Origin of the sequence: Paenochrobactrum gallinarii, from assembly GCF_014205685.1 — a bacterium.
Lineage (GTDB): Bacteria > Pseudomonadota > Alphaproteobacteria > Rhizobiales > Rhizobiaceae > Paenochrobactrum > Paenochrobactrum gallinarii.
Genome location: NZ_JACIIU010000026.1, coordinates 1 through 19,549 on the forward strand (window position 1 = coordinate 1; position 19,549 = coordinate 19,549).

The 19,549-nt window shown below is 47.7% G+C and carries 15 protein-coding genes and 2 pseudogenes; 8 read left to right on the forward strand and 9 right to left on the reverse strand.

From position 1 onward, the window contains the following. From FHS77_RS14270 to FHS77_RS14305, 8 genes and pseudogenes are all read left to right on the forward strand, one after another. Positions 1–354: pseudogene (locus tag FHS77_RS14270) on the forward strand (transposase); the annotation flags it as partial. 92 nt (positions 355–446) lie between these two features. Further along, positions 447–1,376, forward strand: coding sequence for an ABC transporter substrate-binding protein (locus tag FHS77_RS14275; RefSeq protein WP_374786278.1), 930 nt, complete (start codon positions 447–449; stop codon positions 1,374–1,376). A gap of 4 nt (positions 1,377–1,380) precedes the next feature. Then, positions 1,381–3,288, forward strand: coding sequence for an ATP-binding protein (locus FHS77_RS14280; RefSeq protein ID WP_184224557.1), 1,908 nt, complete (start codon positions 1,381–1,383; stop codon positions 3,286–3,288). Beyond that, entirely contained in the window at positions 3,288–4,634 is a 1,347-nt protein-coding gene (locus FHS77_RS14285) for a sigma-54-dependent transcriptional regulator (RefSeq protein WP_184224559.1), read from the forward strand. The genes FHS77_RS14280 and FHS77_RS14285 overlap by 1 nt, the downstream gene beginning before the upstream one ends. 148 nt (positions 4,635–4,782) lie before the next feature. Then, entirely contained in the window at positions 4,783–6,102 is a 1,320-nt protein-coding gene (locus tag FHS77_RS14290; RefSeq protein ID WP_184224561.1) for an ABC transporter substrate-binding protein, read from the forward strand. A 188-nt stretch (positions 6,103–6,290) separates the two neighbouring features. Then, the gene (locus tag FHS77_RS14295; protein ID WP_184224563.1) at positions 6,291–7,148 is read left to right on the forward strand and encodes a histidine phosphatase family protein; all 858 of its coding nucleotides are present in this window, start codon (positions 6,291–6,293) and stop codon (positions 7,146–7,148) included. Positions 7,149–7,248: 100 nt separating this feature from the next. Further along, positions 7,249–8,667, forward strand: coding sequence for a pyruvate kinase (gene pyk, locus FHS77_RS14300; RefSeq protein ID WP_184224565.1), 1,419 nt, complete (start codon positions 7,249–7,251; stop codon positions 8,665–8,667). A 99-nt stretch (positions 8,668–8,766) separates the two neighbouring features. Beyond that, positions 8,767–9,233, forward strand: a pseudogene (locus FHS77_RS14305) (integrase core domain-containing protein); the annotation flags it as partial. Between the two features lie 77 nt (positions 9,234–9,310). On the opposite strand, the gene FHS77_RS14310 reads toward FHS77_RS14305, so the two are convergent. The 9 genes from FHS77_RS14310 to FHS77_RS14350 all read right to left on the reverse strand — a co-directional run. Beyond that, a complete protein-coding gene (locus FHS77_RS14310; RefSeq protein ID WP_184224567.1) occupies positions 9,311–10,303 on the reverse strand; it encodes a bile acid:sodium symporter family protein in 993 nt (330 codons plus the stop codon). Between the two features lie 251 nt (positions 10,304–10,554). Then, a complete protein-coding gene (locus FHS77_RS14315; RefSeq protein ID WP_184224569.1) occupies positions 10,555–12,066 on the reverse strand; it encodes a malonate--CoA ligase in 1,512 nt (503 codons plus the stop codon). 26 nt (positions 12,067–12,092) lie between these two features. After that, complete coding sequence (locus FHS77_RS14320) at positions 12,093–13,430, reverse strand: malonyl-CoA decarboxylase (RefSeq protein WP_184224571.1); 1,338 nt, start codon at positions 13,428–13,430, stop codon at positions 12,093–12,095. 64 nt (positions 13,431–13,494) lie between these two features. Next, the gene (locus FHS77_RS14325) at positions 13,495–14,883 is read right to left on the reverse strand and encodes a M20 family metallopeptidase (RefSeq protein WP_184224573.1); all 1,389 of its coding nucleotides are present in this window, start codon (positions 14,881–14,883) and stop codon (positions 13,495–13,497) included. Beyond that, positions 14,880–15,866 carry an ABC transporter ATP-binding protein gene (locus tag FHS77_RS14330; protein WP_184224575.1) on the reverse strand — a complete coding sequence of 329 codons (987 nt, stop codon included), beginning with the start codon at positions 15,864–15,866 and terminating at the stop codon, positions 14,880–14,882. The genes FHS77_RS14325 and FHS77_RS14330 overlap by 4 nt, the downstream gene beginning before the upstream one ends. After that, entirely contained in the window at positions 15,850–16,833 is a 984-nt protein-coding gene (locus FHS77_RS14335; protein WP_184224577.1) for an ABC transporter ATP-binding protein, read from the reverse strand. The genes FHS77_RS14330 and FHS77_RS14335 overlap by 17 nt, the downstream gene beginning before the upstream one ends. Before the next feature lies 1 nt (position 16,834). Further along, on the reverse strand, positions 16,835–17,737 hold the full coding sequence (locus FHS77_RS14340) for an ABC transporter permease (protein ID WP_210307155.1): 903 nt from the start codon (positions 17,735–17,737) through the stop codon (positions 16,835–16,837). After that, positions 17,734–18,651 (reverse strand): ABC transporter permease, encoded by a 918-nt coding sequence (locus FHS77_RS14345; RefSeq protein ID WP_184224581.1) that lies wholly within the window; start codon positions 18,649–18,651, stop codon positions 17,734–17,736. Before FHS77_RS14345 ends, FHS77_RS14340 begins: the two co-directional genes overlap by 4 nt. 92 nt (positions 18,652–18,743) lie before the next feature. Next, on the reverse strand, positions 18,744–19,549 hold an 806-nt coding region (locus tag FHS77_RS14350), incomplete at its 5' end, for an ABC transporter substrate-binding protein (RefSeq protein ID WP_246431358.1).

Below are 19,549 nucleotides of genomic sequence, written 5' to 3' on the forward strand. Positions count from 1 at the left end.
TGGCCATGGGCCAAGTTTGAATGGAGAGCCGTATGCGCTGAAAGGTGCACGTACGGTTCGGGGAGGAGAAGCGCGTTTGCGCTTCTTACTCCACTTCCGATGGCAGGTGGTTTTGTCTATCTGTTCGCTGTCGTCGACTGGTTCAGCCGCCGGGTTCTGTCATGGCGACTATCGATCACGATGGAGGAGGACTTCTGCATAGAAGCGGTTGAGGAAGCGATGATCCGCTATGGAAAGCCTGAAATATTAAACACGGATCAAGGATCACAGTTCACTTCCATCGACTTCACCGACGTGCTGAAAAAGGCAGAGATCGCTATCTCAATGGATAGCAAGGGTGCGTGGCGGCATAATTGCGGCGGAAATCCACTTAGCAAAAAGCCAGAAACTGTTCAGACAAACCGAGCCACTTCTATTATCTGGGCTTTGCGCTTTCGCGTTACGGAATTGTCTATAGCCCTGCCTATTTGCATCAGCATAAACTGCCCATACCCTATAATTGGGATGATCTTTTAAAGCCTGTTTATTCCGGCCATATCGGCATCACCTCGCCTTCCCGCTCAGGAACCACCCATCTCATTGTAGAAATGTTTTTGCAGACTTATGGCTGGGATAAAGGCTGGGCGATGCTGTCGAAACTGGGAGGAAATCTTTCAACCGTTACAGCCCGTAGTTTTGGTGTGGCATCCGGCGTTGCGCAACGCCGTTTTGGCATCGGTATAACCATCGATTTCTTAGCCTCCTCACAGGACGCAAAAAATGGCGAAAATGTTTTTATCATGCCCGCTGATGCAGCCTATATACCGGCCAGTATCGCAATTTTGAAAGATGCCAAAAACGTTGCCAATGCAGAAAAATTTGTCGATTTCATCTTCTCGGAAAATGGTCAGAAAATATTACGGTTGCCGACAATTAACAGGATACCGGTTCTTGCCAGGCTGAACGGTGATTTATTGCCCAAATCTGCAAGTCGCGGCTTAATGCAAACGGTTCAGTTCAATCCCGATCTGTCGGCAGAAAGATATGGTCTGGTTAACCTTATCTTTGACGATTTTATTGTCAGGCGCAGAGCAACACTTGTAAGACTCTGGAAGAAAATTGCTGAACTGGAAGCGCGTCAGCGGCTTGATGCGCAAAGCAGCTTCTCGCTGGAGCAAGCCCGGCAATTGCTTAGCAAACCGCCGCTGATCGTTTATGATGCTGTGCAACTCAACGAAGCATTGAAAGCAGAATGGCCGCGCAGTGTTGCCCGCACATCAGCACAAGATGACTTTGCCAGGCAAATTCGTCATTCCGTTGAACACAATCTTCTAACAGTAGAAAAACTGCTTTCATCAGTGTCGCCTGTTATTGATGACCTCTGGCAGTATCGGTAAATTTATGCCTGAAAATATCCATATTTTATCGAAGGCCATGCCAAAATGGCGTTTTGGTATCGGGGCACGTCTGGGTGCTGCATTTATAACCATTGTTGGCCTGGCCGTTGGCGCTTGTACGGTTGGCTGGCTATCATATTATCAGTTATCCGGCGAACTATCACATATTGCAGAAGAACAAATACCGCGTCTGGTTTTTGCCTCGCGTTTGTCCAAGGCCGGTGCTGATATCGGCTCGCTTACCTCGCCCTTAGCAGGTGCAAAAACCAGATCGGAATATAATGAAATACGGCGTGTTTACGCCGCCCATCTCGACGAGCTGGAAAACCTGCTTGAAAATGGTGATGTCAATCAACGGGTCAATACAATTTTGCCAGTGGCACAGACCATTCAACATAACTTGCTTCAGATTGATATGACCGCGGGCAAACGGTTTACTCTGATTGAAGCCATGCATGCCGATATTGATGAACTGCGCTGGGTACAGGCAGATCTGATTGATGAAGCTGCACCTCTGGTTGATGACACACGTTTCAATATCGAAACCGAAATGCGTAACAGCCATGATGCGGCCGCGCTGGATGAACAGCGTAAAAGCGAAGCTCTGCTTTCACTGGTTGCACAAGCAAGCCTCTCGACAGGATTAATTGCGAGACTGGCCAATGGTTATACTGCCGATGATCTGCAAGAAACCAATGCATTTTTGGGAGACAGTGCAGATGAACTTAATTCACATCTGACCACCCTGAAAAGCTGGCCGGATAGTATTACCGTCCGTCAGCTTGCAAAACGTATATTAGATAAATCCAATCCGGAAAATGGCACCCCTAACCGCAAACGCTCGCAAATGCGCGAAACCGCTCGGCTGGAAGAATTGGTTGTGATGAATAACCATCTGGTTAACCAGCTTGGGCGTAATATTGCTGCCGAAGTGACTGCAATTGAGGCTCGCGCTGCGGAAGCAGCAGAACGTGCCGCCAATGCCATTAACACCGGCAGAAAACTACTGGCGGCTATTGCCTTGCTTTCTGTTTTACTGGCTGTTGCAATTGGCGTTTTCTACGTGCACCGTAATCTTTTGTTGCGTATCCGCCAATTGGCTTTGGCCGCCAATGCCATCAGTGCCGGACGGGCAGATACAGACATTTCTGCCAAAGGAACGGACGAGCTTGCGGATTTGGCCGCGGCATTGATATTATTTCGACAAACCCGCGACGAGCTGGTGCAATCGGCCAAATTAGCAGCGCTTGGACAGATGGCTGCCGGTATTGGTCACGAGCTCAATCAACCGCTGGCAGCTATAAGGGCGCATATTCATAGCGGTTCAAAATTTATCGAGCGCGGCAATAGTGACCGTGCATTAGCTAATTTTGAAAAAATACGCCTGTTAACTACCCGTATGGCCAATCAGATCAGTCATATCCGACGCTTTGCCAGACGCCCTGATACAAAACAACAATCCGTCAATTTATATGACACTATTCATGGGGCGCTCAGCCTGCTGGAGCATCGTTTTGATGAAGAAAACGTCACGCTTAAACTTGACCTTCCCACATTAGAGCAGCCCCTTTTCATTCTGGCCGAACAGGTACGCTTGGAACAAGTTATCGTTAATCTGATTGCGAATGCATTAGATGCGGTCAAAGAGCATAGTATACGCGTAGTTACCATATCGGTTACGCCAAATGAGCAAGGCGCAGCTTTAAGTATTACGGATACAGGCTCAGGCATCGACACAGAAAACCTGAACGCCATTTTTGATCCGTTCTTTACCACCAAACCCGTCGGATCAGGCTTGGGTCTTGGTCTTTCTATTTCTTATAATATCGTAAAAGATTTCGGCGCCAGTCTTTCTGTGGCAGATACCGGCCCGCAAGGAACACGATTTATTGTTGCACTGAAAGGGTCATAATGTCTTTGCAAGCTGAAATCATTCTGATTGATGACGATGCCAATGTGCTGGAAGCCTGCTGTGAAGTGCTGGAGTTGGAAAACTATCGCGTCGCCCCGCATAGTTCAGTGGCCGCTGCCCTTTCAGATATGCATCCTGACGGCCAGACGGTCATTGTTTCAGACGTGCGCATGCCCAAACATGACGGCTTTGATCTGTTGAAGGCCGTGCGGGCAATTGATGCGGAAATTCCTATTGTGCTGATGTCAGGGCATGGTGATATTCCAATGGCATTACGTGCGATGCGGGATGGTGCATGGGATTTTTTAGAAAAACCAGCCGATCCGTTAATTTTGATTGAAACAATTCGCCGTGCTCAAAGCCATCGTCAACTGGTATTGGAAAATCGCAGGCTGCGGCAAGCGATTAAGGAGGATGGCTGGGAAGCCCGCCTCATCGGCCACTCAGCTGCGATGGTGCAATTACGTAAAAAACTGCAACGTATTTGTGGTGTTGCCAGCGATATTTTGCTTATCGGCAAAACCGGAACCGGCAAGGAAGTTACCGCGCGTGCATTGCATGATTTCAGCAAGAGACCAGGCAATTTTGTTGCGGTTAATTGTGGCGCAATTCCTGAAACAATGCTTGAATCCGAGCTTTTCGGACATGAAGCCGGCGCCTTTACCGGAGCGCGTGAAAAGCGTATCGGTAAGATTGAGCACGCCAATAAAGGCACGCTCTTTCTTGATGAAATTGAATCCATGCCATTAAGCGCTCAGGTGCGCTTGCTGCGTGTCTTACAAGAGCGCATGTTTGAGCGTCTTGGCTCCAATACGCAGCTCAGTGTTGATATTCAGGTGATTGCCGCAACCAAAACCGACCTTCATCAGTTGGCGACAGAAGGCCGGTTCCGCGAAGATTTAGCCTATAGGCTGGATATTGCACGCGTTGAAATTCCGCCTCTAGCAGAACGAAAAGGTGATGTAAGCCTATTGTTCAAGCTTTTTCTCGATATGGCCGTCAAACGGCAAAATGGTACAGCGCCTAAAATTGATCCGAAACTCATGGCTGAGCTGGAAAGCAGAGCCTGGCCCGGCAATGTCCGCGAATTGCGCAATGTAGCGGAGCGCACTGTTCTTGGCCTTGAAAGTGACTTCACAGAAGAAGATAGCAATCCTGGTGACCATCAAACACTGGAAACACAGATGGAGCGCCATGAAAAGGCTATTCTGACGGAAACATTGGCCGCCCATGAAAACCGCATCGGAAATTCAGCACAGGCATTGGGCATTTCCAGAAAAACATTATATCTGAAAATGAAGAAATATGACATTGCAGTCCAAGGTGATGAAAATGATGATACCTAAATGACCCATCATTTGGCACCAATGTTACCCATTTGACGCATTCTTATTATTAAAACGCTGAATTATAAGCGTTTTTCAGTTTGGCACGATACTTGCTTCTATAGATTACACACCTGAAGACAGGTGAAATTTGAGGGAGGAAATATCTATGCTAAAAACAATTGCAGCAGCGATGCTGGTTTCTGTCGCGGTTCTTTCAACTGCTTCTGCTCAGGAGGGTGGCAAAGTGACAGTGGTTACATCTTTCTCGAAAGATGTAACAGATCCGTTTAAAGCAAGTTTTGAAGCGAATAATCCAGGCTATATACTGGATGTACAGAACAAAAGCACAAGCTCGGGCGTAAAATATGTCGACGAGACGAAATCAAATAATCAGGTTGATTTGTTCTGGGCGTCCGCACCTGATGCTTTTGAAGTTTTAAAAGAGCGCAATCTCTTAAGTAAATTTACGCCTACAGTAACCGGTTTGCCGGATAAAGTCGGCTCTTATCCCGTCAATGATCCTGATTCATATTATTTCGGCTTTGCAGCATCCGGTTATGGCATCATGTCCAATGATCGTTACCTGGAAGCCAACAGCTTGCAAAAGCCGCTTGAATGGGCCGATTTGGCAAAACCGGAATATCATGACCATGTGGCCATTGCTGCGCCGTCACGTTCAGGTACAACTCATCTGACCATCGAGACAATTTTGCAAGGTGAAGGCTGGGATAAAGGCTGGGCTACCTTGAAAAATATCGGGGGCAATTTGCAGCAGGTTACCGAGCGTTCTTATGGTGTACCGGATGCGGTTAATTCCGGCCAGACAGGCATTGGCATTGTCATTGACTTTTTTGCCTTTTCCGCACAGGCCAGCGGCTTTCCTGTAAGCTTCTCTTATCCATCGGTTACAACTGTCGTACCTGCCAATATCGGCATTGTCGCCAATGCGCCCAATCAAGCAGGCGCTGAAGCTTTCATCAATTATCTGCTCTCCGAAAAGGGTCAGACAGTTCTATTAGAACCTGCTATCCGCCGTTTGCCGATTAATCCTGCAACCTATGAAGCTGCACCGGAAGGTTTTCCTAACCCGTTCAAGGATGCCCGTTTTCAGAACATGCTGGTTTTTGATTCAGAAACATCCAAAAGACGTACCGATGCAGTGGACGCACTTTACGATCAGCTGATCTCTTTTCAGCTGGACAATCTGAAAGCGGCAACCCGCGCTATTCAGGCGGCAGAAGCTGCTTTGGAAAAAAGCGAAGTGGCTGAGGCGCGTGCCCTGGTTAAGGAAGCGCGTGATCTGGTATCTGCAATGCCTGTCAGTGCCGACGAGGCTGTCAGCCAGCAAATCCGCGATGCATTTTCGGGGGGCAAAGATAAAACAGCCCGTCAGGCTGAGCTGGAACAGCAATGGGCAGCTTTTGCCACCAAACAATATGCGGCCGCAAAAGCTAAAGCAGAAGAAGCTCTCGCACTCGTCAAATAAAGTTTTGTATGTCCGGCTGCCTCTTTATGCAGCCGGACATACGACTGGAATTGATGCTTTGCCAGAAATTTTCTGACTTAAACAAACCGCCTGCTGAGTCAGGCGGTTCCACCCGAATATCTGCTTTCGTTTGATCTGGCGCCCAGCGGCTTGCCGGAACAGCCGACTTCATACCGGAGACTGCCGCAATGGCTTTCGCATTACCCATACCCAAAAAACTTGCCTCGGCCACGCCGGGCCAAGTCGTAACGGCTCTTATTATCGCACTTTTTCTCGCGGTATTTTTGCTTATTCCGACAGCAACCGTCATCTATACGGCCTTCACGGAAAAAGGCACCGGTGCTATCACCGCGATTAATTTTATTGATTTTTTCAATACTGAGTTATTCCGCAGATCATTCTTCAACTCCGTATATGTCGCCGGAATGTCGGTTGTATGGGCAACGGTCATTGCTTTACCACTTGCTGTTTTAACCACCCGCTTTGACTTTCGCGGCTCGGCTGTAGGGGTCAATCTGGCTGGCCGGATTGCATCACACCAAAATATCAAATTCTGGTGCAGTCCGTTGCCGCGCGCATTACAAACCGCCTCCATCTTGTCCGATATATGGTCCGTGCCTTTTGAGGCTTTTACAAAGCATCCTTTATTGAAAGAAAGATGCTATGGCACATGGGAAGGCCGTACACTTGAAGAAGTCAAAAAAAGTCAGCCAGATGAATTTCAGGCTCAGGACGCAGACCCACTCGGCTATGCAATGCCTGAAGGGGAAAGCCGCAACGATCTCAATGGGCGTATAAATCGATGGTTGTCCGAACTATCGGCTTTCGATCAGAATGTGACCCACGTGGTTGTCACCCATAGTGGTTCTTTGCGTGCATTGCGTGCGATTTATACAAAAGCCTCAATAGAAACAATGCTGGCTTATTGCGAGCCGCAAACTGCTTCCTTCATATTGTGCGACGGGCAGGAAACCATGCTGGAAATCCCGACAGGTATTTTGCAGGCGCTTGGTTGCACAGGTGCTGGAACAACGGTTCGCATCTGATCCGGTTACAATTTTTATAAAACATCAATAAATATCAGCACTTTAATGAAGCATTGATCTTCATTACGCACGCTTTAAAATAACAGGATAATGATAACCAATGAACGGGTACAAAAAAGTTAAAATTCTGGCGACCCTCGGCCCTTCATCATCAGATGAAGCCGTTATCCAGCAATTGCACGAAGCTGGTGCTGACCTGTTTCGGATCAATATGAGCCATGCAAATCATGTGATGATGCGCCAGCTGATAGGTCATATCCGCAATGTAGAACAACGCTGTGGTCGCCCGATTGGTATTTTAGCTGACCTACAGGGCCCCAAACTGCGTGTCGGAAAATTTGCAAAAGGTTGCGCAGAGCTTAGAGTAGGCCAAAATTTCATTTTGGATAACCTTGAGGAAGCTGGTGATGAGAATAGGGTTTTTCTGCCGCATCCGGAGATATTTGCCTCTGTCCAAACCGGGCACAGACTTTTAATTGACGATGGAAAAGTGCTGTTAAAAGTTGAAAAACATGATCTAAACAGCATCACCACTCGTGTTATTGCAGGAACTAAAATTTCTGACCGCAAAGGTGTGAGCCTGCCTGACTCTTTATTGAGTGTTGGCGTTCTTACAGAAAAAGACCGTGCAGATCTCGATGCTATTCTTGAAACGAACGCCATTGACTGGGTCGCGCTTTCGTTTGTGCAAAGACCGGAAGATTTGCAAGAAGTGCGTAAAATTGTTGGCCAACGGGTTGGTTTAATGGCTAAAATCGAAAAGCCGCAAGCGCTGGAGCATATTGATGAAATCATCAATCTCTCCGATGCTTTGATGGTTGCCCGCGGTGATTTGGGTGTTGAACTGCCACTGGAAACTGTACCAGGCCACCAAAAACAACTGATCAGAGCCTGCAGACGTGCAGGAAAACCTGTTATTGTTGCAACACAGATGCTGGAATCGATGATTACTGCGCCAGTGCCAACCCGCGCTGAAGTTTCTGACGTTGCCACGGCGGTGTTTGAAGGGGCTGATGCCATTATGCTTTCGGCGGAATCTGCCGCAGGCGATTATCCGGTTGAAGCGGTTACAACTATGACCTCTATAGCATGTCAGGTTGAGAGTGACCCGCTTTATGCAGAGATCATCAACAAGCAAGGCGCTGCCCCTGAAGCAACCGCAGCTGATGCTATTTCACTGGCGGCACGCCAAATTGCAACCACTTTAAACCTTGCTGCTATCGTATGTTATACCTCGTCCGGCACTACCAGTCTGCGTGCTGCACGTGAGCGGCCGCCCGTGCCGATCATCGCGCTTTCGCCTGTGGTGGAAACGGCACGCCGTCTTTCATTGGTGTGGGGACTTTATTGCGTCACAACGGACGATACTGACAATCTGGATGAAACTATTCGGCGTGCCTGTAATATTGTGAAGCGTGAAGGGTTTGCGAAATCAGGTGACAATATTATCATCTCTGCCGGCGTGCCTTTCGGGATCCCGGGAAGTACTAATATGTTGCGTATCAGCAGGATCGATTAGACGCTCATTTTGAGACATGCCATCATGTGTTCAAGTTTATATTGTTTTAAAAATGAAGCCGGTTCATTTTGTAAACTCGGAGCTTTGGTCAGAATATATCATGACCAGCTGGCAACAGGTCAGAAACTGCGTATTCTGACCATTGTCGATACACATTCCCGGTATTCTCCGGCAACCGATCTCCGGTTCAGCTATCGTGGTGAGGATGTCGTGCAAACCCTTGAACGGGTCTGCCGTCAGATTGGTTGCCCGAAGACAATCAGGGTTGATAATGGAGTGAATTTATCTCCAAAGACCTTGATTTATGGGCTTGTGTGAACGCTGTTATTCTGGATTTTTCCAGGCCCGGAACGCCGACTGATAACGCCTATATTGAATCCTTTAACGGCAAGTTCAGAGCTGAATGTTTGAACCAGCACTGGTTCATGACCCTTGACGATGCCCGCCAAAAGATGGAGGATTGGCGTGTAAACTACAACGAGGTTCGGCCACACAGCGCTATCGGGAATAAACCGCCGATTTCGCTGATGAATGGCTCGGGTGCATCTGGTTCGCCCAAAGCCTAAACCCCGGGAAATCCCCCCGGCCGGCTGGTTCTAAAAAGGGGAACACGTCAAACAGATGAGCAGCATAATTGCACCGATCAGCGTTCAATTACGCCTGCTGTATATCTCTGCGAGATAAAGGCACATATGACCAATTGTATAAGATGGAACAGCATTAAGGGCAGTACAATCAATGAAATATCCTGCCCTGCAAATAATATGCCAGCCATAGGCAAGCCAGTTGCAAGGCTTTTGGTCGAGCCGCAGTAAAACAATGCCAAAAGATCAGCATTGTTTATTTTTGCGGCTGTCGCAGCTGCTATTGTAATACACATAACCATGCTGAGATAAAGTATACAAAGGCCTATTAGTATGGCCATTACCAGTGGAGATATTACCAGCCATACCCCATTGGCAACACCCGCTGAGAAAGCTGAATATACAATTAGCAATATAGAGCCGCGATCAACAATCATGGTTGCAAGCTTGTGGCGATTAAAGAAACCAGCCAAAAGTGGCCGACAAAGCTGCCCCAACACAAAAGGCAGTAGGATTTGCTGCATAATCCTCCATACCGCCGACGTTTCGACCTCATATCCAATTCCTTGTGGGATCAATAATGCAAAAAGCAATGGTGATAGAATGATGCCGACGAGGTTGGAAATTGAGGCCGCACATACTGCTCCAGCAACATTACCGTTGGAGATTGACGTAAAAGCGATTGAGCTTTGCACTGTTGATGGCATACATCCAATATAGAGAAAGCCTATACCAATAGTTGCGGGAAGCCACAGCGCTGAGAGAGGTTGCATGACTAAACCAAGCAACGGAAACACCGCAAAGGTGCATAACAATACACTGAGTTGCAGCTTCCAGTTTGATAAGCCGGATATAATCGTCGCCGTCGAAAGCCGGACACCATAAAGGAAAAAAAGTAACGAAATCACCCAATAAGTGACATGGCCAAGTATGTTTGTAACTTGAGCGCTAGCAGGTAGAAATGTTGCCAGAAGCACGGTCAGAGCCAGCAGCATCATATAGCGATCAAAACCAATTCGCTTCAGTTGAGCTTCCAAACGAATAATGCTCATTAGTTTCTCTCAATACAAGAATAAGCAACTGCACATCATACTACGTTTCTATATGAGGACTGAAGTATAGTAAGCTTTTCTATTCGCCACGCAGTAGCCTGCCGCATGCCTTTTACTCATTTCAAAATCTGATTAGATAAACCAGCACCAATCCGCAGAATGATGCAGCGCCATTTTTATCCTGCCAATCAAGTAACCTGAAAGACTGATCGGCAGGATATCTTGAAACAACAGACCTCAATATTTCTGTGCTACTGATAAATGTGATTATAGCTTTTGCGCAGCACGTTTTTTTGCACCTTGCCCATTGTGTTACGCGGTAATTCGTCAACGAAGATGATCCGCTTGGGCAGTTTATAGCGCGCCAGTTTTTCGGTCAGACTACCTAGAACAGTGTTTTCGTCAAGTTCCGCATTTTCTTGCAGAACCACTACGGCTGTTACCCCCTCACCAAAATCCTGATGTGGCACACCAATCACAGCGCTTTCTACAACACCTTCCAGCTGATCAATTTCGCTTTCAACTTCCTTAGGGTAGATATTATACCCACCCGAGATCACCAGATCTTTGCCACGTCCGACAATATGCACATAGCCTCTTTCATCAATCAGCCCCAAATCGCCGGTGATGAAAAACCCGTTCTCACGCAGCTCTTCTTTTGTTTTTTCCGGCATATTCCAATAGCCTTTAAAAACATTTGGTCCACGCACTTCGAGCATGCCAGTTTGCCCATGAGGCAATGGCGTACATTTTTCCATATCCATAACCCTGACTTCAACACCTGGTAGCGGGAAGCCCACCGTTCCAGCGATACGCTCACCATTATAAGGATTGGACGTGTTCATGTTTGTTTCGGTCATACCATAACGTTCTAGGATGACGTGACCTGTTTTCTCGCGAAATTTCTCATGAGTTTCGGCCAGAAGTGGTGCAGAACCAGAGATAAACAACCGCATTGATGCCGTGCTTGTGCGATTAACCCGTTCATCTTGCGCCAAACGAACATAAAATGTCGGCACCCCCATAAGAACTGTAGCCTGCGACAGACGCGCGATAATCGCTTCAGGATCAAATTTCGGGAGCAAAAACATCGAGGCACCAGACACAAGTATGCAATTGGTCGCCACAAAAAGTCCGTGAGTATGAAAAATCGGCAAAGCATGGATAAGCCGGTCGGCTGAGGTAAACTGCCAATAATCACGCAATGTAAGAGCATTGGACAGCAAGTTATTATGGCTGAGCATCGCCCCTTTTGAGCGCCCCGTTGTGCCCGATGTATACAGGATCGCCGCCAGGTCATCGGCATCACAAGCAATATCAGTAAACTCGGTGGAAGCGCTTGATGCTTTCACCATCAATGTGCCATCACCGTTATCGCCTAACGTTTCCATGACCGCACCACATTCAGTGATCAAAGCGGCTAGTTTCTCTGAATTTTCAGTTGCAACAACGATCAGTGCGGGCTTGGCATCGTTAAAGAAATACTCCAGCTCTGAAACAGTATAGCCCGTATTCAATGGCAAATAAACCGCACCACAACGTACGCAAGCCAGATAAAGCATCAAGGCTTCAGCACTTTTCTCCACCTGTACTGCGATACGATCTCCCTTTTCTACGCCTTGTTCAACAAGGACATTAGCAATTTGAGCAGAAAGCGTCAGCATGTCGCCATAGGTCAGAATATGACCGTTTAACGTTTCGATGAAAGTTGCCTCAGATTTTGGCATAAACCGACGAATAGCATCGAACAGGTGGTTAGACATGCATTGTCCCCTTCAGTTTTATAACTTTATTTATTGACTGATTTAGCTGCGAGCTTAATGATTTCAGGCGCTGCAATCACTGTGCCACGCTCGGCATAGGCCTCGTGATTGCGCTCTATATCATCAAGCTTGTAGAGATAATTGACCATCAAACCATGCGACTGATGCAAAGCCCTTTTTGACAAGTCGCCGATGAAATTAAGTCTTTCCAAACGTGCGCCATTGCCGAGATGGAAACGTGCAACCGGATCAACCGCACGCCCCTGTTTATCACAGACATTAATAAAATAATGTGCTGCAATGCGCTTGAATAAAGGCTCGATCTCTTTGACGCTGACCTCATCGTCATACCAGTCAGGTTTTGCTATTTGTGTTCGCAGGAGATCGAGTTGCAACTCTCCATTTGGATCATCGGCCAGTTTCAGCCAATTTGCGAAAGCCGGCACCGGCGAAAGTGTCACAAAGGTCTTGAGCTGCGGTAACTCTCGTCGCAATTCCTCCACGACTTGTTTGATCAGAAAATTGCCGAATGAAATGCCACGCAATCCAGCCTGACAATTGGAGATAGAATAAAAAACTGCTGTATCCGCATCTTTCAAATTAAGAGGCTCACGATCTTCATCGAGCACATCGGCAATATTATCCGGTATCGAATGTGTCAGTGCAACCTCAACAAAAATCAGCGGATCATCGGTCAATTGCGGGTGAAAAAATGCAAAGCACCGGCGATCCGCGGGCGCCAAGCGGCTGCGTAATTCATTCCAGTTTCTAATCTCATGTACGGCCTCATATTGAATGATTTTTTCCAGAATATGTGCAGGCGTCGTCCAGTCAATTGAGCGCAATTGCAGGAAGCCGCGATTAAACCATGAGGTAAAAAGATGCGTAAAATCAGCGTCAACCGCCTCTAATTCAGGTATTTCATTGAGCCGTTTAAGTAATTTTTCACGCATTTGCACAAGCTTGGCTGTGCCCTTTGGTGCAGCATTCAAACGACGGATCAGTTCTTGACGTTTTGGCTCAGCATAGAGATATAATCTGGCTAGATTTTTGGGCGTTTTATCCGTTTGGTAGGCCGCAATGGCGCGTTCAATTCGTTCATCATCAGCGCCAAAGCGCTGCAACAATATCTGCATGAATGCAGTTTGCTCTTCGTCATAAAGATTTTGCCATTGGTTTAAAATATCATGCGCTAAAGCCAGTCCCGATGCTTCACCACGGCTCGATAATAAATGCTCACACTGAGCCGCCAATTCATCAGTCGTTATGTGTTCTTTCGCACTGCGAGGAGCGATTGGAATCAATCGCTGCCCTCTTTCGGCAATGGCATCAATCATATCTCGGAAGAAAGACAAACTACTCAAAGCTGCTCTCCTAATATCTGAAGGGCACGATAAGCCCTGCAAGAACAGGGCTTATCTGTAAAATTTACGCTTTTCCGGCAGTTGGCTCGCCTAAATCCCAATATAGCCCTGCCATCATGCCAAGCGCTTCCCGCGCAATGGATAAAGGCATATGTTCGTTAGGCGCATGTTGCGAACAACCTGGATAAGAATGCGGCACCCAAATAGTACGCATCCCCAATATATCAGAAAAACTATCATTGGGCAGCGAACCGCCAAGATTAGGTAGCAAAGCAGGTTTTTTACCGGTTGTTTTTTCAAGCGAATTCAGCGCCCAAGTGACCCATGGATCTTCCGGATCCAGACGAGTGGCCGCAAAAATCTCTTCCTTCGACAATTCAACTTTCACCATCGAAAGACCTTGGCGTTGCAGGTGCTTGCGAACGGCTGGCACAACATTATGCGGGTCAATACCAACCACAAAACGCAACTGCAACCGCGCCCAGGCACGCGGCGGTATCGCATTGACAGGGGTGCGCGGATTGCCTGCTTCCATGGCAAGCACTTCCAACGAACACCAACCGAAAACCCGCTCTTCAGTCGTCAAGCCCGGTTCACCCCAATCAGGATCGACTTCCGGCCCGTCTGTCCCACCATCAATTTTACAATCTTTTAGTGCATTACGCACTGCCTGCGGCAAAGATTCAGGCACGAGTTCAGGTAAACGAATTTGTCCGTTTTCCCCCACGAGACTTGCCACAGCATGCGCCAATTGCACCGCCGGATTTGACAAAGCGCCCCCCCAATTACCGGAATGATGCCCACCCTTACGAGCGTCGATCGAGAGATCAAAAGTCACACCACCGCGAGAACCCAGAAAAATTGTTGGCCGTTCCATATTAAGTCTTGGCCCGTCAGAGGCGATCAAAAGGTCCGCTTGTAATTTTTCTTTATATTTATGACAAATCTCGCGCAAACCCGGTGAGCCACGCTCCTCACCCATTTCAATCAAATATTTCGCATTGAAACCAAGTTTACCACGTGTTTCGAGAGCAGCTCTCAAACCCGCCATATTGATCTGGTGCTGGCCTTTATTATCAACTGTGCCGCGGCCGTATAAAAACCCGTTTTTCTCTTTCATTTCCCACGGAGACAGACCATCTGCCCACTCATCATCAAGCCCACGAATGACGTCGCCATGCCCATACCCCAGAACAGTGAGTAAACCTTCTCCTTCTATCCGCTCGGCATAAAGGAAGGGCAGATCAAGATTATCGTGATAGATAATTTCGGTCGTAAAACCCATTTCCTGAAAAGCAGGTATCATTTCGTCATGCAAATAAGCATGAAGAGCATCCAGACGTTGGCTATTCTGACTTTCGGTTGGAATTGCCACTCGTCGTGCCAAATCCTGTGTAAACCGGCCACTGTCAAAATATTCTGTTGCTGTTGCAATACTGGCTTCACGGCTCATGAATGCATTTCCTTCAGTGATAATTGGGAATGTTGTCCGGCAAAAAAACAAGCGACCTCACGCCCGTCATGACGGTTAAGAAACGGTTGTTCGCTTCGGCATTGTTCTGTGGCCATATGGCAGCGCGGATTAAACACACAGCCTGTTGGCGGGTTCAGCGGATCGGGAAAAGCAAGACCAAGCCCCGTATCAGGTATTGGCAGACCTGGCTCTGGTGTCAGAACCGAACCCAGCAAAGCGCGTGTATAGGGATGCTGCGGATCACTGAACAAACGCGCTGTGTCTGATAACTCCACCACACGACCCAAATACATCACCGCAACGCGGGTGGCGATATGCTCAACCACGGCCAGATTGTGACTGATGAAGACGTAGGTGAGATTCAGCTCATGCCGCAAATCCATCAAAAGATTGAGAATTTGTGATTGAACCGAGACATCAAGTGCCGATGTCGGCTCATCACAAATAATCACATCCGGTTTCATGATCAAGGCACGGGCAATTGCCACACGCTGCCTTTGTCCACCCGATAGCTCCTTAGGGTAACGATCAGCAAAACGTGCTGGCAAACCAACCATATCCATGATTTCAAGCGTCTTTTGTCGCCGCTCTTGCGCTGTGCCAATTCCGTGTACTTCCAATGGAAAGGCAACAATAGAAGCTACTGTGCGGCGTGGATTAAGCGATGAAAAGGGATCTTGAAAAACCGGTTGCACTTGCTTGGCCATTGTTTTGCGGTCAAGCTTGGTGAGATCAGTACCATTAAAAGAAATATGACCCGTTGAGGGTGGCATCAGTCCCAGCAACATGCGTGCGAGTGTGGATTTACCACAACCGGATTCACCTACAATTCCCAGAACCTCACCCTTTTGTAAGGACAAGTTAATACCGTTCACTGCATGCAGAATACGCTGTTTTTTGAATAATCCGGCACTGATCGCAAACGAACGCGTTACATTATTAACTTCAATGAGTGTTTGCATGTGCCGCCTCCTTATAAATACAACGCCAACTATGCTGCGCAAGCTGATTGACAGGTGGATTTTGATGGCATTGTGCTTGTGCAAAGGCACAACGGTCACGGAAGGCGCAACCTTCAATGTCACCTATGAGTGAAGGCACCACACCCGGAATGACACCAAGTTTGCCGCCTGGCACAGTTTTGCCCGGAAGCGGGATACAATTCAGCAATCCACTGGTGTATGGATGACGCGGATCATTAAAAATATCGGCGACAGGCCCTTCTTCTATGATCTGCCCCGCATACATTACCGCCACACGATCAGCGATACGGGCAACAACACCCAGATCATGGGTAATTAAAATAAGCGAAATGCCGAATTCTTCTCGCAGTTCACTCAATAATAACAGAATTTGAGCCTGAATAGTTACATCCAGAGCGGTCGTCGGTTCATCGGCAATCAACAATTCAGGCCCGCACATCAATGCCATTGCAATCATCACGCGTTGGCGTAAGCCGCCCGATAATTGATGCGGGTATTGCGACAAACGTTCGCGTGCCGAAGCGATACCCACTTTATGCAATAAATATTCTGCCCGCTGCTGCGCTTCTTTCATGCCGCTGTTTCGATGGCGCCTAAACCCTTCAGTCAACTGGTCACCAATAGTGTAAGCCGGATTAAGCGCTGTCATCGGCTCTTGAAAGATCATCGACAAACGATCGCCACGCAAAGAAGCGATTGTTTTCTTTTTGTTATGGAGCTCCATATTATCGAAACGGATTTCACTGGCGTTGCGCTTTGCTGCCTTAGGCAATAAGTCCATAATTGCCAATGAAGTCATGGATTTACCACAGCCGGATTCACCCACGATACAAAGTGTTTCACCTCGTTTAACCTCGAAGGAAATATCGCGTACTGCATGAAGCGTGCCGGAAGAGGTTCTGATATCCACACTGAGATTGCGCACCGTCAAAAGATTATCTGCCATATCAACGCTCCTCCGGTGCAAAGATGTCACGCAAACCGTCACCGGTCAGGTTGATCGCCAAAACAAGGATACCAAGCAAAGTTCCGGGTAAAGCAATCATCCAGAAAGCAAAGAACATGTAGTTTTTCGCTTCCGAAATCATCAAGCCCCATGATGGTATTGGTGGTTGCACGCCAAGCCCCAAGAAAGATAAAGAGGCCTCCAGCAAAATAGCACTAGCAGCTTCCAGGGTTGCCACTACGATCAGATGCGGCAAGACATTGGGCAATACTTCACCAAGAATGATGCGCGGCGTGCTGGCACCGATAGCCTGTGCTGAGGTGACATAATCCATAGCGCGTGCCTGTTGTGTGGCACTTCGCATCACGACGGCAAAACGATCCCACTTTAACAGCCCCAACACCAGAATAATTATTGGCAGTGAACCACCGAAAAGAGCCACCACCGCCAGTGCTACCAGCATCACCGGCATGGCAAGACGGGTTGTAACAATGAAAGTCACAACGAGATCAGTACGCCCGCCAAAATAGCCGGCAAGAAGGCCGAGCGCAGAACCGATAATGCCGGAAATGACCATAACCGACAGGCCGATCAGCAACGAAATACGTGTGCCATAAACCAGACGTGAATAATAATCCCGCCCCAGATTATCAGTGCCTAAAACATGCTCGAATGTACCCTTCGGATACCAAAGCGGAGGTAAGCTACGCTGCGTCAAGTCCTGCACATAAGGGTCATGTGTTGCTAATAAGGGCGCAAAAATTGCAACCAAAATCAGCAGGAGCAAAATACCACCGCCAATCAAGAGCGAGCTTTGTCCGAAAATACGTTTTCGCAAGCGGGCACCGGCACTGATTTCGGTTACTGTTGGCAAAGACATCGAAGTCGAATTTGTCATGTTCATTGCCCCCGCAACCGTGGATTAAGCCATGCGTTGGCAATATCTGAAAGCAAAGTGAGCAGCACATAAACAACTGATAAGATCATCACCACAGATTGGATGATCGGAAAATCTTTATGAATAATGCCCTGATAGGCAAGGAAACCGAGGCCATCGAGCGCAAAAATGGTTTCAATCACCACCGAGCCGCCAAGCAAATAGCCAAGCTGAACGGCTGTTAAAGCAACCACTGGCATAACAGCATTACGCAAAGCATGTTTAAAAATCACGGAAGTAGATGATAGCCCTTTTGCGCGTGCCGTCCGGATATAATCCGATGACAGAACCTCGATCATGCCTGCACGTATCAACCGCATAAAGGCTGGCGTCACATAATAGCCAAGCGCAATTGTCGGCATTATATAATTCATCCAACTGGCGCTACCGGAAACCGGCAGCCACCGCAGGTTAATGGAAAAGATCATCACCAGAATGAGCGCGAAAAAGAAATTAGGCAGTGCCTGACCAACCACAGCAATAGAGAGACACAACCGGTCAATCCATGTATTGGAATAAACAGCAGCCAATACGCCAAGCGGGAAAGAAATAAGCAAGGCAAAGGCGATAGCAAAAAGGCCGAGGCTCAATGTAATCGGCATTTTTGAAGTAATTAACGGTAAAACATCTGTTTTATAAAAAACAGATTGACCAAAGTTTCCTTGCAAAATTTGCCCAAGCCAAATGAAATATTGGACAAGCAAAGGCTGATCAAGACCATGTCTGATACGTGCAGCCTCGATATCAATATCGCGCGCGCCTTCACCGGCAATAGCAATGGCGGGATCACCTGAAACACGCAGAAGGATGAAAGCGATAGCGGATACAGCCAGTGCAACAAGCAGCGCCAGCCCTAGTCGCTTTACAATAAAAAGCGCCATTCTGACCTCATAAAGCTGACAGAGACTTCCGCAAGAATGCGGAAGCTCTATGCGTTAGTGAGTTAAATGTGAAATGCTTATACGAACTGGAATTAGTTCCAGCTCATCTCCCAGAAACGAGGCATCTCATCGGGATAGGCTTTGAACTCCAAATCCGCCGTCGTTACATAATAAACCGGCAGAGAATAAAGCGGCAGAACCAGTGCTTTATCGGCAATCATGGTCAAAGCTTGCTTGTAAACAGCTTTTCTTTCTTCCGGATCAATGGTGGTATCTCCTTTTTTCAAGAGATCACGCACTTCCGGATCACGGACAATGTCATCACCTTCAAAGGCCATATAAACCGGCGTTGATGCAGAAACATCATTAACCGAGAAAGAGCCCCATGTTTGATGGGTCAGGCCAACTTTATCACCACGCACCAACTCGCGCATGGCTGCATATTGCAGGAAGTGCAGATTGACATTGATGCCGACGGCCTTGAGATAGTTAATCATAGCTTCGGTCTGGTCGCGTTCGCGATAAGCTACAATTTCTAAGTTTAACCCATTAGCAAAACCAGCTTCAGCCAGCAGTGCCTTTGATTTATCCGGATCATATTCATAGACAACCGCGCCCTCATCTGTGCAGCCGAACTGTGATGGGAAGCAGAAGGTGTTAAGTACCCGAGCACCCTTACCAACAATCTGCTCGGTCATCGTTTTGCGATCAATCGCATGGCTGATTGCCTTGCGTACACGGATATCCTGCAACTCTTTATTCGGTGTTGTTTCACGCGAGTTCATCTGCATGAACGCAATACGGGCATCGACTTGCAGAAAGCAAGGGAAAAGACTGCGACCGGCAGCCTCACCAATACGTTGACGTCCAGCATATGAACGAGGGAAGGCATGATGGA

Excerpts from the sequence above, each read along its gene's own strand:
- FHS77_RS14280 (WP_184224557.1), top strand. The coding sequence starts at position 1,381 with ATGCCTGAAAATATCCATATTTTATCGAAGGCCATGCCAAAATGGCGT.
- FHS77_RS14285 (WP_184224559.1), top strand. The coding sequence starts at position 3,288 with ATGTCTTTGCAAGCTGAAATCATTCTGATTGATGACGATGCCAATGTG.
- FHS77_RS14290 (WP_184224561.1), top strand. The coding sequence starts at position 4,783 with ATGCTAAAAACAATTGCAGCAGCGATGCTGGTTTCTGTCGCGGTTCTT.
- FHS77_RS14295 (WP_184224563.1), top strand. The coding sequence starts at position 6,291 with ATGGCTTTCGCATTACCCATACCCAAAAAACTTGCCTCGGCCACGCCG.
- pyk (WP_184224565.1), top strand. The coding sequence starts at position 7,249 with ATGAACGGGTACAAAAAAGTTAAAATTCTGGCGACCCTCGGCCCTTCA.
- FHS77_RS14310 (WP_184224567.1), bottom strand. The coding sequence starts at position 10,303 with ATGAGCATTATTCGTTTGGAAGCTCAACTGAAGCGAATTGGTTTTGAT.
- FHS77_RS14315 (WP_184224569.1), bottom strand. The coding sequence starts at position 12,066 with ATGTCTAACCACCTGTTCGATGCTATTCGTCGGTTTATGCCAAAATCT.
- FHS77_RS14325 (WP_184224573.1), bottom strand. The coding sequence starts at position 14,883 with ATGAGCCGTGAAGCCAGTATTGCAACAGCAACAGAATATTTTGACAGT.
- FHS77_RS14330 (WP_184224575.1), bottom strand. The coding sequence starts at position 15,866 with ATGCAAACACTCATTGAAGTTAATAATGTAACGCGTTCGTTTGCGATC.
- FHS77_RS14335 (WP_184224577.1), bottom strand. The coding sequence starts at position 16,833 with ATGGCAGATAATCTTTTGACGGTGCGCAATCTCAGTGTGGATATCAGA.
- FHS77_RS14340 (WP_210307155.1), bottom strand. The coding sequence starts at position 17,737 with ATGAACATGACAAATTCGACTTCGATGTCTTTGCCAACAGTAACCGAA.
- FHS77_RS14345 (WP_184224581.1), bottom strand. The coding sequence starts at position 18,651 with ATGGCGCTTTTTATTGTAAAGCGACTAGGGCTGGCGCTGCTTGTTGCA.